The sequence below is a fragment of the Bradyrhizobium barranii subsp. apii genome (assembly GCF_011516635.5).
Taxonomy (GTDB): domain Bacteria; phylum Pseudomonadota; class Alphaproteobacteria; order Rhizobiales; family Xanthobacteraceae; genus Bradyrhizobium; species Bradyrhizobium barranii.
On the sequence record NZ_CP096256.1, the window covers coordinates 331350 to 345703 of the forward strand.

A 14354-nucleotide genomic window follows, 5' to 3' on the forward strand; every position below is an offset into this window, starting at 1 on the left:
GCTAGCCGAACAGCCGCATCAGCAGGGCCTTGCCGACCGGCGCTGCGCGGACACTGCGGAAGGCGCGGACATATTCGCCGGCATAGAATGCGCGCACGACATTGATCCGCGTCGCAACCGCGTCCTCGAAACGAACGCCGAAGCCATCGCGGGTGCGGCGGACGACGAGCGCGGCCACGTTCTGTCCGTAGACATTGCACTTGATCGAGGCGCCGATTGCGGGTGGGGCGGGATCGATGAAGCGCGCGCCCGAGATCGAAATGTCGACCATCCGGACCAGCCGCGGCTCCGTACCTTCGTGAATCAGGATCGGCTCGTCACGCTCGAAGCGCTCGGCCTTGCGACGCCGCGGCTGCTCGATGCAAATGAAGCACACGATCGCCAGCACGACGCAATTGTACAGGCTCCAGGCCAGCGCCAGCCCGCCATAGGCGATGCTGTCGCCGCGCAGATGCAGGATGAATGCGTAGGCGATCGCCAGCAGCGTGATCAGCAGGGCGGCGCCATAGAGCCGCAGCAGCGGCCACTCGATGAAGCGGCGATTGCGGTCGCCGCCCTTGGCCGTCACCTTGAACTTGTGGCCTTGCGGCTTGGCGAGGCCGGTCACGACCGCCTTCAAGACCGCGGGGGCTGCGATGTATTGCGACACGTCGGTCATGATCGCGAGCGAGCGACCGCGCGAGATCCAAGCCATGGTGAAGGCGTGCCAGACATAGAACGGCATGAAGTACTTCAGAAGCTCGAACAGATCGGCGTGAACCGCCTTGATGCCGAACAGCAGATAGAGCCACGGCACGACGAGGCCGAAAACCTTGGTGCCATAGACCGCCGCCCAGCTCATGAAAGCGTCGACCAGCGACAGCCGGTCCATGAAGGCGAGCTTCGATTGCCGCGAGAACGGCCCGCTGCGGCCCCTGAAGATCTGCATGAAGCCGAGACACCAGCGGCCGCGCTGCGTGATGTATTCCTTCAATCCCTCCGGCGCGAGGCCGATGGTCAGGCGCTCGTTGAGGCAGACCGTGCGCAATCCCCTTTCCTTCAGGCGCAGCGTGACGAGATAGTCCTCCGTCACCGAATCGGTCGGAAAGCCGCCGATCTGCATCAGTCCGGAGTAACGGATCAGCGATGAAGTGCCGCAGCAGAACGCGGTGCCCCAGGCGTCCTTGGCCGGCATAAAAATGTCGAAGAAGAAACGCTGTTCGTCGGGCCAGACGTCGGTTGCGGCGAGATTGGTCTGGATCGGATCCGGATTGATGAAGTGCTGCGGCGTCTGCACGACGCCGACGGTGCCGTCCTGCATCAGGCTGATCGCCCGCGTCAGGAAGTCCGGCATCGGGACAAAATCCGCATCGAGGATCGAGATGAATTCAGGGCGGTCCGGCGGGGCGGATACGTGCTGGAGCGCATGATTGATGTTGCCGGCCTTGGCGTGGCGGTTGTCCGGACGGGTCAGGTAATTGCAGCCGAGCTCCTGGGCGAGCCGGCGCAGCCAGAGCCGCCGTCCGTCGTCGAGCACCCAGACGCGATAATTGGGATAGTTCAGCCCGGTGGCGCCGATGATGGTGCGCTCGAGGATCGCCTTCTCTTCATTGTAGGTGCAGATGAAGACGTCGATGCGCGGCGCATTCGTCGACGCCTTGGATTGACACAGGATGGCATTGACCGCGGGCGAACGGTCGATGGTCCGGCTGAGGAACAGCAACGACAGGCACACCGCGATCATCGAGGCCGCCTCGGCCGCCACGAAGGGATAGCCGACCACCGCGTCGGCGGTGAGCCCCAACGGCGGCAGGGTCTGGGTCACCCGCCAGACGAAGTAGTGCAACAGCAGCAGGAACGATATGCCGGTCATCATGACGCGCCCCAGCGTCTGCTCGCGCCGGAGCAGCGGCAGGATCGCAAGACAGGCGCCGAAGGCGACCAGCCCGGGCGCGAATGCCGCCATCATGGCTTTGCCGCGTCCGTGTTGAACACCACCCGCCCGGTGCGGCCGACTGCGCATTCCTTGCCCGTGGTAGCGAGCTCCGGCATCGAGACCGTCACCCGGTATGGTTCCTTGTTCAGCGCATCCGGATTGATCGCAAGGTTCGCGGGCGCCCCCGATGCACCGGTGAGGTTGACGATCTCACCCTTGATCGAAGCGCTGCCGTCGTTCGGCTCAAAGCTCGCCTGCTCACCAAGCCTGAGGCGGTTATAGACGCCTTCGGTGACATTGGCGGTGACCACCGCACCGTTGCAATCAAGCAGCTTGAGCAGGGGCTGCCCGGCCCTGACGTCCTCGCCTGGCGACGTCATCATCTCCCAGATGCGCCCGGCGACCGGCCCCTTGATGTCGGCTTCGGCCCGGTTGATGTAGTGCAATTGCTCCGAGGCAATCTCGTGGGTAAGCCAGTCGATCTCCGCATCGGAATGCACCAGATCGGCGCGCAGATCGCTGACGCGCTGGCGCATCTCCTCTTCGCGTTGCACGGAACTCGGCCGGTCATTGTAGCTGTCGCCAAGATAGGTGCCGTTCCTTGCCGCGGTGAGTTCGACCTTGGCGGCGTCGAGCCGGCGCTGCGCGCCCATCTCGGTCTGATGCGCGATCGCCTGCTCGCGCGTCAGCCTGGCCATTTCGACCGTCGAGACGCTGCCCGATTTGATCAGCGACGAGGCGCGTTCAACCGCCGCCGTCGCTTCTTCCCGTCGCGCGGCCGCGGCCTCGATCGCGGTCTGGATTTCGGCGATGCGCGCCTCGAGCTGGAGGATGCGGCCGTCGCGGAACTGGGCCGCCTGGCGCGCGAGGTCCTGTTGCGACGTCTCGGCGGCCGCAAGCTTTGCGGCGAGACTCGGGCGCTCATTCTCCATCCGGGACATCTGCCGCCGGAGATCGTCGAGCCGCCCTCGATCACCGCGCGCGTTGACGACATGAAGGATCGTATCGCCTTCGTGGACCACACTGAGCTGCGTCGAGCTCTGCGGCTTCGCTCTCACGGTGCCGTCGATCGGCGAGCGCAGGGTTACGATCCTGGCATTGACCACGGCCTCGACGCTCGAGGTCTGCAGCACGGCTTTCAGCGGCAGCCATCCGAAGATCGCGACGAGGGCGAGGCCAATGCCGACCTTGAGCAGGCGTCGAACCCACCGGCCCGATCCTGCAGGCGCTTCGGGATGGGGGGCGCTATCATTGACAGGCTCGCTGACCGGCTCGTCGTCCGCCGGCTGCAAGCGGTCCTGCAAATCGCGCTGCAGCCCTCGTGCGCCCGATTCCTCGTCCTTGCTAATGGACGTATGATCTTCGGGAAAGGGCTTCTGCTGTTCCTGATTCATGATGACCGGACCCTGAACTGTCAATGCGCGCGGGGTTCAGAAACCGTAATCCTGAACGGCCAATGTGCTTTTGGGGTGCCCCTTCGACATGGGCGCACCGTCCCACCGAACGGGGCCGTTATACGATGGCCCATTGATGGCCACTGACGCTATCTTGGGTGGATGAGGGTTGCACACAACCTCGACGTTTGCAACAGTCCTTTTCTACTTATGGCGCGACTAAACCGCGCGCGCTCGTAAAGCGGCTGCAAGGCTCGACGCTGACGGAAGACACTGTGAATCGGCGTGGGATCTGGACGCCGATCGGGTGTCCCACGTGCTTGATTGACTTCGCGCGTGTCAACACTTGGGGCGGACACGCCGCGTCAGGAGGCTCCGGACATGGGCGACGCTGCTGGCCGCGGGCCCGATAGAGCTGGACCGGCGATCATCCGGGGACGGATCGAGTAATTCCTCCTTGCCGCAAGCCAATCTCACTGGTTGCGTTAGCGAACCTACAAGGTTTGGCAGGCGACCAACTCAACAAGCTTACGTAACCTAACGGCCCCGGTCGCGCAGTGCGGGACATCCCAGACGAAGGAGATCGCAGATGGCCTACAAGAAACTCGTCAATCAAAGCGGGCTGACGCTTACGATTTTGCTCATTACGCGTGTTGACTCGGAGCCGAACCAGTAACGGACCGATTGTGGCGGCGGCACTACCGGCGGGCGGCAGGCAGACGGTTGAGTACGGTAATACGCAGACTGCTTCCTCAACGGGATCGTGATTTCCTTGTCTTTCGATGGGCGTTTTCGAGCGCCTCGCAGACCGTGACAACTCGCGGCAGGAGCCGGAATAATCTGCTGAACGACAAGGCCGACCCTGTCGGTGTCGCCGCCTGCTCGACGGGGTGCCCCAGATGGACAGAAAGCTCAAGCTCACGCCTCCGTCGCTCCCGTGCAGCGGTGATCGCGGGCGCCGAATTGTTGAATGGCCTTCCGGCCGCGACGCATCCTGGTTCCTTCATCTGGGTAGTACACAAGGACCGAAGGTGCTCTGGGACAAAGTATCCCGCGAGACGGCCAAGAGTCCATGAAACGACCGCAGGTCATCATGGGAGACGGTATATGCATATGAGCACCAATCTTGCGGTACACGAACCGACCAACGCGCTCCGGCTGGTTACACAGGCGTATATGCGCCTTCTCCTCATCGCCTTCGCCCTGATGCCGGCCCAGTTCATCGCCTACCTGTATTTCCAGCAGGATCCCACGCTAAAGTTCGAGAATCACCGGTTCCACGAATTCGCGATTGCCGTCGCCACCCTCGAAGGGCTGTTCGTCACCTATGTGACGTGGCGTTGCTACCAATCTTCAGGCGAACCTCTGTTGCGTTGGTTGACGCTGGGTTTTCTCGGCTTCGTGCTGATCTATTCGCCGCACGGCGCCTTCACCGGGATGGCACACCGCAATATTTGGCTGTTTCTGCTCTATGGGCCGGCATCGCGTCTTGCGATGTCGATTCTACTCTTCGTTGGGCTGCTCAGCTACAACCAGCCGTCAGACGAGGTCGAGACGCGTTCCGATGCGCGCGCATGGCTGATGTGGATCGGCCTGTTCCTGACGATGGACATAGCCGTCGCCCTGATCGCCTACTCCCCTTATGCGGGACACCCCGCGGTACGCTTGTCCATGGAGGGCGGCGCACTGGTGTTCAGCGCGCTGAACGTCACGGCCATGCTTATTCGGCGGCTTCACTCGCCGCTCATGCTTATTTTCGGCATTTCGGTCGCGTGGTTTGCGCTATCGTCGCTCGCGTTCATTCTGGCGGCGCCGTGGAACCATATGTGGTGGCTCGCCCACGGGATCTTTGCTGGCGGGTTCTTCCTGCTCAGCTATGGCGTTGTCCAGGCTTTCCGAACGACGAAATCATTCTCGACCATCTATAGCCAGGAAGAAATGATGGCCCGCCTGGCCCAATCGATGGCCGACACCCAAAAGGCGCTACAGCAACTGCAATTGAGCAATCAACGGTTGGAACGCCTTGCCGCCACCGACCCACTGACCGGTGCCGGAAATCGGCGACACTTCCTCGAGCATATCGGCGCCGAGATCGCGCGGGCCAAACGAACCGGTGCTCCATTATCTCTGTTGTCGCTCGATCTCGACCATTTCAAGGATATCAATGACTCACGTGGTCACAGCGTCGGCGACGAGGTCCTCCGTGCATTCGTGCGAAAGTGTCTGGAGGCAATTCGCCCTTATGACTCTGTCGCGCGCGTGGGCGGTGAAGAATTCATGGTCTTGCTGCCGGGAGCGACGCTCGACGCGGCTTGCGCGGTAGCCGAGCGCCTACGATCGACGATTAAAGGCACTGCATTCGACGTCGAAGCCCAGCCGTCGGTCCGCGTCACCATCAGTGTTGGGGTGTCGGAGCTCGGGCGCGATGGAGACACGCTTGACGGATTGCTGAACGTCGCAGATCAGCGGCTCTATCGCGCAAAACATGAAGGTCGCAATCGTGTGATTGCCGCGTAGGCTTCGTTCATTCGCGCGCTTACCGTCGCGGGCCTTGCGAGGCGTTAGTCGAGTTCAGGCAATCGGCGCACACCCGCTGGTCTAAGCGTGTCTTTATGCTACTTGTAAGAGCTTACTGGAATAACCGGCGTCAGCGAAGGTTCGACTGTGATGAGTTTGTCAAATCCACGATCGCGCGTATTGCGCGCCGATTGGTTCGATTGGCGTAGTTCTGCCACAAGGGATTTCATTGCTCTCTTTGGGGGCGTCGTTCTTGCTTCGATCTTGGCGCATGTTTATGAGCTTGGCCCTCGATTGTTTCAGCAAGGACGGGGCTATGCGGATTCGGCACTCGACGCCATCGTATTCATGATGTTCGTCGCATTCTTTCTGAGCGTTGCGCTGACACTCTTTAGTGTTCGCCGCTATCGAGATCTCGCCCGAGAAACCAAAGCACGAACCATTGCAGAAGCAGAAGCGCGCGATCTGGCGCGACATGATCCATTGACCGGCCTGCCTAACCGTCGCCTGTTTGATGAAAAACTTGATGCGTGCCTTGGCCTCGCCGGCGACACCCACCAGGTGGCCGTTCTGATGCTTGGCCTTAGGGGCTTCAAGAGAATCAAGGACGCGCATGGCCACGCAGCGGGGGACAAGGCGCTTTGCGAATTTGCCAACAGGCTCGCCGACGTCTTGCGCACGGATGGCGTCCTGGCGAGGATTGGAGGCGACGAATTCGGGATTGTCATGCCAGACATTACCTCCCTTGAGGATCCTACCAATCTGGCGCGCCGTATTGTGGCGTCCGCCGGCGGCACTTTCGCGATCGAGACGGGGTCAGCCGAGCTTGGTGTTGGAATTGGCATCGCCATCGCTCCGATTGACGGCGTCAATCTCCACGAATTGGTCAGGCGCGCAGAACGTGCACTTTATCGCGCACAAGGCGGTGGCAGGTCGTGTGTTCGCTTTTTCGAACCAGAGATGGACATGCATGTCGAGCGGCGTATCGAGATCGAGCGAGAGCTTCGCAGCGCGATAACGGCCGATATTATCGAGCCGCACTACCAGCCTTTCGTTTCGCTCAAAAGTAATTGCATCATCGGGTTCGAGGCCCTGGCGCGTTGGGAAAACAGGACTTTTGGGCATATTCCGCCCGACGTGTTTATTCCGATTGCAGAAGAAACTGGCCTCATCAACGCGCTTGGCGATCAGCTTTTTCGCCGCGCCTGTTTTGATGCCAATACGTGGCCGGAGATGTTTACGCTTGCCTTCAATATTTCGCCAATTCAGTTGCGTGACCCCGCGCTTGGACAGCGCATTCTATCGATCCTTGGGCAAACCGGGTTCAGTCCGAGCCGCCTGGAGATTGAAATTACGGAGAGCGCGTTCGTGGAAAAGACCGGGGTTGCGAAGACCGTGATGGATGAACTCCGTCAAGCCGGCGTCCGCATCGCGCTCGATGATTTCGGTACGGGTTATGCTACGCTTAGCCAGCTGCTTTCGTTTCGTCTCGACAAGATTAAGATAGACCGCAGCTTCGTGTCGCATCTCGACGACAGTACCGACAGCCAGGTGATCGTTCGTGCTATCCTTGGCATTGCAAATGGATTTGGTTTGACGGCCACGGCCGAGGGTGTCGAAGACGCTGGCCAACTGGCCTATCTGGTGGCCAATGGTTGCGCAGAAGGACAAGGTTATCTGTTCAGTGATGCCGTCCCGGCCGCCGGTATCCCCGCGCTGCTTAGTCGCGAATCCGGCCGCACGGCGGTTGAAGAGATGCGTCAAGACGTGAAATCGTGACAGGGGGTTTCGAGTCCTACTCGGGGACAAAGTTGCTTGCAACGCGCGAGGGTGTCTTAGCAGGAAGATCAAGCATTGTCTGACACACCGTCGTACTCACGCACAATCAGCGTTAGTCAAATTTCATCACCTTTTGGGCAACCCGTGGGCAACCACGTACCCATTACTAGAAAGAACGCTACGGCGAAGGTGACGAAGGATATCGCAAAATGCCGGGGTACCATTCGCCGCGTCACGCGCAACGTCAAACGCTGGCGAGATGCCGGTATGGCCTTACGATGGGTCGCGGCCGGCATGATCGAGGCCAACAAGGGCTTTCGACGATTGACTTGAAGGCGCATAAGCAATTGTCGGTTCTGCGTGCGGCCCTTCAAGCTCACCACGATCGCATGACCAACCCCGTTGCCACGTCACGAGGGCCGCGTGAATTCTTCGAGGTGGATGGGCGATAGCGTTAGAGAGAACGTACGTACAGTCCAAAACGAAGCCGCCTTATTAGGAAGGCTGAAGCTTCTCGGGGATGTCCCGATCGCTGTTGAACTACGTCGGGTCGACGTTGCCGGAATGAATATTACGCAGCCCTCGTGACGTGGGCAACGGACTTGATTGTCATGCGATCGTGGTGAGCTTGAAGGGCCGCACGCAGAACCGACAATTGCTTATGCGCCTTCAATCGTCGGAAGCCCTTGTTGGCCTCGATCATACCGGCCGCGACCCATCGCAAGGCCATACCGGCATCCCGCCAGCGTTTAACGTTGCGCGTGACGCGGCGAATGGTGCCCATCATGTTCTCGGCGATATTGGTACAGGCGAGCGATCGGCGAAGCTCCTTCGGCAACTTCAACCGGACGACAGTCAGGATTTCGTCGAGGCCTTCGAGGATACTGGCCGCAACGCCGGGCCATTGCTGGTCGAGTCGACGCGCGAGATTGCGGATCAATTTTTCAGCCTTGTCGGCGTCATCGAGCTCCCAGGCCTGGCGCAGCACCCGGGGATGTCCCGATCGCTGTTGAACTACGTCGGGTCGACGTTGCCGGAATGAATATTACGCAGCCCTCGTGACGTGGGCAACGGACTTGATTGTCATGCGATCGTGGTGAGCTTGAAGGGCCGCACGCAGAACCGACAATTGCTTATGCGCCTTCAATCGTCGGAAGCCCTTGTTGGCCTCGATCATACCGGCCGCGACCCATCGCAAGGCCATACCGGCATCCCGCCAGCGTTTAACGTTGCGCGTGACGCGGCGAATGGTGCCCATCATGTTCTCGGCGATATTGGTACAGGCGAGCGATCGGCGAAGCTCCTTCGGCAACTTCAACCGGACGACAGTCAGGATTTCGTCGAGGCCTTCGAGGATACTGGCCGCAACGCCGGGCCATTGCTGGTCGAGTCGACGCGCGAGATTGCGGATCAATTTTTCAGCCTTGTCGGCGTCATCGAGCTCCCAGGCCTGGCGCAGCACCCGGCGGGTGGCCGCATGATGCTCTTTCGGCAGGCGTTCCATGATGTTGCGCGCCTTGTGGATCTGGCAGCGCTGGATCGCAGCGGCCGAACCGAAGGTGCGGCGGATCGCCTTCGACAACGCCTTCGCGCCGTCGGCGATGAACAGTCTTGGCACCGTCGGGTCGAGCCCGCGCGAGACCAGGTTGTCCAGCAGGGCCTGAACCGTTGCTGCATTCTCGGTCGCCCCTTCCACCAGCGCCAGCGGATGCTTGTTGCCTTCGCCGTCAACCCCGATCGCGGCCACCAGCACGAGATCGTCGTCGAGATGCAGCCCGTCGATTTGGACCACCAGAAGGTCGAGCGCGGACAGATCGGCAGCCATGAAGTCGGCCAGCCGCGCCGCCGACAGAGCCACGAACCTCCGCGAGGCCGCCGACTTCGAAATCCCCGATCCGGGCGGTGCCGGCACGTCACCCTCGGGCAGCCGGACGGCGCGGCCGAACCGGCGCGTCGACACATTGATCAGCATCAGGTTCATCGCCCAGCGACCGAGCCAGTCCTCCTGCGCCGCCGTTTCCCAGCTCGGGATCGTGACCTCGCGGCCGTCCATGCCCCGGACCCGCGGGCGACCGACCTCGATCTTGCCGCCGTGGAAACCGATCCGCCCCCGCGTTCGGCCCCAACGGTGCGCCCGCCGCGCCGCATCACGACCGTGGCGCGGCCCGCAGGCCGCTGTCACATCCGCCTCCATCATCGTGCCGAGCGCCTCGATTCCTGCCGCAAGGCAGAACCGATCGAAGCTCGCTCGCACTTCCGCAAATGATTTCTCCACAGCCCCGGTCGCCGGCCAACCAGCCGGTGTGATATCTCTCGTCATGGCGTTGCTCTCCTTTGTGGAATCAGCACCCCGAGCCTACCGGCTCAAGGTGGGCAACGCCGACCTCTTCAGAAATTCAACAGAACCCGGGACATCCCCCAGCACCCGGCGGGTGGCCGCATGATGCTCTTTCGGCAGGCGTTCCATGATGTTGCGCGCCTTGTGGATCTGGCAGCGCTGGATCGCAGCGGCCGAACCGAAGGTGCGGCGGATCGCCTTCGACAACGCCTTCGCGCCGTCGGCGATGAACAGTCTTGGCACCGTCGGGTCGAGCCCGCGCGAGACCAGGTTGTCCAGCAGGGCCTGAACCGTTGCTGCATTCTCGGTCGCCCCTTCCACCAGCGCCAGCGGATGCTTGTTGCCTTCGCCGTCAACCCCGATCGCGGCCACCAGCACGAGATCGTCGTCGAGATGCAGCCCGTCGATTTGGACCACCAGAAGGTCGAGCGCGGACAGATCGGCAGCCATGAAGTCGGCCAGCCGCGCCGCCGACAGAGCCACGAACCTCCGCGAGGCCGCCGACTTCGAAATCCCCGATCCGGGCGGTGCCGGCACGTCACCCTCGGGCAGCCGGACGGCGCGGCCGAACCGGCGCGTCGACACATTGATCAGCATCAGGTTCATCGCCCAGCGACCGAGCCAGTCCTCCTGCGCCGCCGTTTCCCAGCTCGGGATCGTGACCTCGCGGCCGTCCATGCCCCGGACCCGCGGGCGACCGACCTCGATCTTGCCGCCGTGGAAACCGATCCGCCCCCGCGTTCGGCCCCAACGGTGCGCCCGCCGCGCCGCATCACGACCGTGGCGCGGCCCGCAGGCCGCTGTCACATCCGCCTCCATCATCGTGCCGAGCGCCTCGATTCCTGCCGCAAGGCAGAACCGATCGAAGCTCGCTCGCACTTCCGCAAATGATTTCTCCACAGCCCCGGTCGCCGGCCAACCAGCCGGTGTGATATCTCTCGTCATGGCGTTGCTCTCCTTTGTGGAATCAGCACCCCGAGCCTACCGGCTCAAGGTGGGCAACGCCGACCTCTTCAGAAATTCAACAGAACCCGGGACATCCCCAGCTTCTCGGGTGCGACGTCTAGGCCCGTCTGCGCCGTAAACAGCGTGGCAACATCCGTCGCGAGCATCATGTAGGCGTCGTACGCCGTCTGACTGGCAGGCACGATTGCTTGCGGGACCGTCGCCGGAAGGATGCCGTTGTTAGCCGTGACGGCAGAAGCCCGGAATTTCCTTTCAGCCTCGCGAAGATCACCAATCGACTTGTTCAGGTCCGCCATCGTCGTCGGTTGTTCGGTGTCACCAGTTTGCCGCCGATATATACGACTTGGCTCAATCCCAGAATGCCAAGCAAAGTCTGCGGTTTTCAAAGGATGAAGGTTGGGTCACGCCGCCAATGATGAGTGCAATCTTCTGCTGCCAAGATAGACAGGGAAAGCGCCCAGTGCTCATTTGCAAACCAACGAGGGTTTAGGGAGGCAGGTTTGCAGCCTGATTCCGCGTTATGGCGGCTTTGGCGGACCGACTACCATCAACGAAATAGCGTGAAATAGGACATAGTGGCTCTTATTCAGCTGAACGTTCAGAACGACAAAATCCTTTCCCCACTCCTGGAACGTTCCGCTGACAGTACCGCCAGAAATTAGATTTACATCAACCGGCTCACCGTACCAACTCGGCCAGCTTTTCGCGAATACCTCCTGCAATGTGTCTGAAAGAGGAGACGGTGCCGGCGGCGGCGGTGGGTAAGCGCTTAGCCGGAACCCTATTGATGCTGGCTTGACGTTTTGCGGAATCGCCATGGCATAAGGTCGTCGATTCTGCTTTGGGGATGGCCGGCGATGATCGCCTTGAGTGTTTCGGTGATGTAGGCCACGGGGTTGACGTCGTTGAGCTTACAGGTCGCCACGATGGATGCGAGCAAAGCCCAGTTTTCGGCTCCGACCTCATGACCGGCGAAGAGCGCGTTTTTTCTGGTCAAGCAGATCGGCCGGATCGCATTTTCGACCGGATTGGTGTCGAGTTCGAGACGCCCGTCATCGAGGAAGCGCGTCAGTCCGGGCCAAAGATTGAGCGCGTAGCGCATGTCTTCGGCGAGCGTCGAGCCGCTCGAGATCATCGACAGCTGTTTCTCGAACCATGGCTTCAACGCGGCGACGATGGGCAGCGAATGCTCCTTGCGTGCGGCCAGCCGGATGTCCGGCGATAGACCGCGGACCGTGGCTTCGATGGCGTAAAGCTGTGCGATCTGCCGCACCGCGGCCTCGGCGATCGGCGATTTGCTGTTGCGCACCAATTTGACGAAGCGCCGGCGCAGATGGCTCCAGCAATGCACGAGGGTCCACGGGCCCTGTGGTCGAGCCAGCACCGAGAGCCGGTCATAGCCGTCATACCCGTCGCATTGCAGGTGGCGCCCGTTGAAGCCCGCCAGGAACTGCTCGGCAAAAGCACCGCTGCGTCCGGGTGCATAGCGGAACAGCACGATCGGCGGACTTGGGCCGCTATGGCCGCGATCGTCGGAGGCGATCGCCCAGAAGTAGCCTTTCTTCGTCTCGCCGCGCCCGGGATCGAGCACCGGCGCCGTGGTTTCGTCCATGAACAGGCGATCCGCCGCGGCCAGATGCCGGCGCATGTGATCCCCGACGGGCTGGAGATGGAAGCAGGCGCGGCCTGACCAGTTGCCCAGCGTCGCCCGGTCGAGCCGGATCCCTTGTCGCGCATAGATCTCGGCCTGACGGTAAAACGGCGTATAGTCGCCGAATGGAGACGATCACGTGCGCAATGGCAGCTTCGGTCGGCAGCCCACCGGGCACGACATGCTCCGGCGCGTGTGCCTGCACGACAGCTCCCGAGCAGCGACGGCAGACGTATTTCGGGCGGCGCGTGACCAGCACGCGCCATTGTGCCGGGATCACGTCAAGGCGTTTGCTGACGTCTTCGCCAATCTTCGTCATGGCGCCACAACCGCACGGACAGAACATGCTCGCAGGCTCGATGACCCGCTCCACCTGCGGCAAATGGGCAGGCAAGTAACCACGATTGCGATGATGGTCCTGATCCGATCCAGCGCGCGATCGGCCCCTGATGATCGCCGCAGCCTTCTCTTGTGCCGCGTCTAGAGCATTTTCCGACCGGAAAGAATCGGGTGGGGATTCCCAAAACGGCGCGAGTCAGATTCAAGCTGCATGCTGGCGAGGGAGGCCAGCATGTATGGCCAGGGCGCTTTCGGTTGATCTTCGCCAAAGGGTGGTAGCCGCGATTGACGGTGGCATGTCCTGTCGACAGGCTGCTGAGCGCTTTGGTGTCAGCGCGGCCAGTGCAATCCGCTGGCGCGGTCGCCTCAAGAAAGTTGGCGACATCGTTCCTAAACGCCAGGGCGGTGACCGCAAATCGCAGCGCATCGAAGCGCATTCGCAATTGATTCTGGAGGCGGTGACAGCGAGGCCGGATATCACGCTTGCCGAGTTGCGAGAACTGTTGAAACGTCGTGGAATATCGACTGGCATCGCGTCGCTCTGGCGTTTTTTCCAGCGCAGAAAGATCACACTTAAAAAAAGACAGCGCACGCCGCCGAGCAACGGCGCGGCGATATAAATGCCGCACGTGAGGAGTGGTTCGAAGGGCAAATCGACCTTGACCCTGAGCGTCTCGTCTTCATCGACGAAACCAGCGCCAACACCAAAATGGCGCGGCGTTACGGGCGCTCGCCACGCGGCGAGCGATGTCGTGCAGCTATCCCACACGGACATTGGAAGACGACGACGTTCACCGCTGGATTGCGCTCCGACGGTCTGATCGCGCCGCTTGTTCTGGACGGTCCAATGGATGGCGACGCTTTCCTGGCCTACGTCGAGCAATTGCTCGCCCCATCGCTGCGGCCGGGCGATACCGTTATCATGGACAACTTGCCCGCTCACAAGGTCCATGGCGTTCGAGAGGCCATCCAGGCGGTCGGAGCTAGCCTGCTCTATCTTCCGCCCTACAGTCCAGACTTCAACCCGATTGAAATGGCCTTCTCCAAACTGAAAGCGCTGTTGCGGGCCGCCGCAGCCCGCACCATGCCCGATCTCTGGCAAGCAATCGCCAACGCTCTCAAACGCTTCTCACCCGAGGAATGTCAAAATTATCTCGTCGCGGCTGGTTACGACGCAACGTGATCGGAAAACGCTCTAGGACGCCTTGCGCGATCTCCGCGTCTTCGAGCGGCAAATGATATTGATCTGGCCGCAGCTTCTCGGACTTCGCTCCGAACTTCTCCCGGCGTAGTTCGCCGAGAATGACCTCCAACCGGCGCCGCGCTTCTTCCGACGTTGCCAGCGCCGCTTGATGCTCGCTCAACGCTGCCTGCGTTTGCGCCAAGAGCGCCTTTAAGCGTTCATTCTCGTCGCGAAGCGTCGCGGTGCTCATGCGCCATGTCGAGCACATCTCC

General features: G+C 61.4%; 7 protein-coding genes and 5 pseudogenes. 4 read left to right on the plus strand and 8 right to left on the minus strand.

Annotated elements, in window-relative coordinates; translation table 11 throughout:
• Position 1: 1 nt before the first annotated feature.
• Both HAP41_RS48590 and HAP41_RS48595 read right to left on the minus strand, forming a co-directional pair.
• The gene (locus HAP41_RS48590) at positions 2-1948 is read right to left on the minus strand and encodes a glycosyltransferase (protein WP_166107339.1); all 1947 of its coding nucleotides are present in this window, start codon (positions 1946-1948) and stop codon (positions 2-4) included.
• Positions 1945-3309, minus strand: coding sequence for an HlyD family secretion protein (locus HAP41_RS48595; protein ID WP_224581159.1), 1365 nt, complete (start codon positions 3307-3309; stop codon positions 1945-1947). The genes HAP41_RS48590 and HAP41_RS48595 overlap by 4 nt, the downstream gene beginning before the upstream one ends.
• A 1113-nt stretch (positions 3310-4422) precedes the next feature.
• Here HAP41_RS48595 and HAP41_RS48600 point away from each other — a divergent pair.
• The 3 genes and pseudogenes from HAP41_RS48600 to HAP41_RS48610 form a co-directional block, all read left to right on the plus strand.
• A complete protein-coding gene (locus tag HAP41_RS48600; protein WP_166107466.1) occupies positions 4423-5826 on the plus strand; it encodes a GGDEF domain-containing protein in 1404 nt (467 codons plus the stop codon).
• 150 nt (positions 5827-5976) lie between these two features.
• Positions 5977-7605 (plus strand): putative bifunctional diguanylate cyclase/phosphodiesterase, encoded by a 1629-nt coding sequence (locus tag HAP41_RS48605; RefSeq protein WP_166107335.1) that lies wholly within the window; start codon positions 5977-5979, stop codon positions 7603-7605.
• Between the two features lie 216 nt (positions 7606-7821).
• Positions 7822-8032 (plus strand): annotated as a pseudogene (locus HAP41_RS48610) (IS256 family transposase); the annotation flags it as partial.
• A gap of 144 nt (positions 8033-8176) precedes the next feature.
• On the opposite strand, the pseudogene HAP41_RS48615 reads toward HAP41_RS48610, so the two are convergent.
• The 5 genes and pseudogenes from HAP41_RS48615 to tnpC all read right to left on the minus strand — a co-directional run.
• Positions 8177-8596 (minus strand): annotated as a pseudogene (locus tag HAP41_RS48615) (transposase); the annotation flags it as partial.
• A gap of 54 nt (positions 8597-8650) precedes the next feature.
• Positions 8651-9925: an IS256 family transposase gene (locus tag HAP41_RS48620; protein ID WP_166080342.1), complete on the minus strand. Its 1275-nt coding sequence runs from the start codon at positions 9923-9925 to the stop codon at positions 8651-8653.
• Between the two features lie 99 nt (positions 9926-10024).
• Positions 10025-10888: pseudogene (locus tag HAP41_RS48625) on the minus strand (transposase); the annotation flags it as partial.
• Between the two features lie 68 nt (positions 10889-10956).
• Entirely contained in the window at positions 10957-11205 is a 249-nt protein-coding gene (locus HAP41_RS48630; protein WP_166107333.1) for a hypothetical protein, read from the minus strand.
• A 485-nt stretch (positions 11206-11690) separates the two neighbouring features.
• Positions 11691-13056 (minus strand): annotated as a pseudogene (gene tnpC, locus HAP41_RS48635) (IS66 family transposase); the annotation flags it as partial.
• A gap of 79 nt (positions 13057-13135) precedes the next feature.
• Here tnpC and HAP41_RS48640 point away from each other — a divergent pair.
• Positions 13136-14082 (plus strand): IS630 family transposase gene (locus HAP41_RS48640; RefSeq protein ID WP_166081867.1). Its coding sequence is split into 2 segments (ribosomal slippage): positions 13136-13475 and positions 13475-14082, totalling 948 coding nucleotides; the frame shifts between segments, so codons are not numbered across the junction.
• 10 nt (positions 14083-14092) lie between these two features.
• Here the strand turns inward: HAP41_RS48640 and HAP41_RS48645 are convergent.
• A pseudogene (locus HAP41_RS48645) lies at positions 14093-14332 on the minus strand (transposase domain-containing protein); the annotation flags it as partial.
• Positions 14333-14354: the final 22 nt, after the last annotated feature.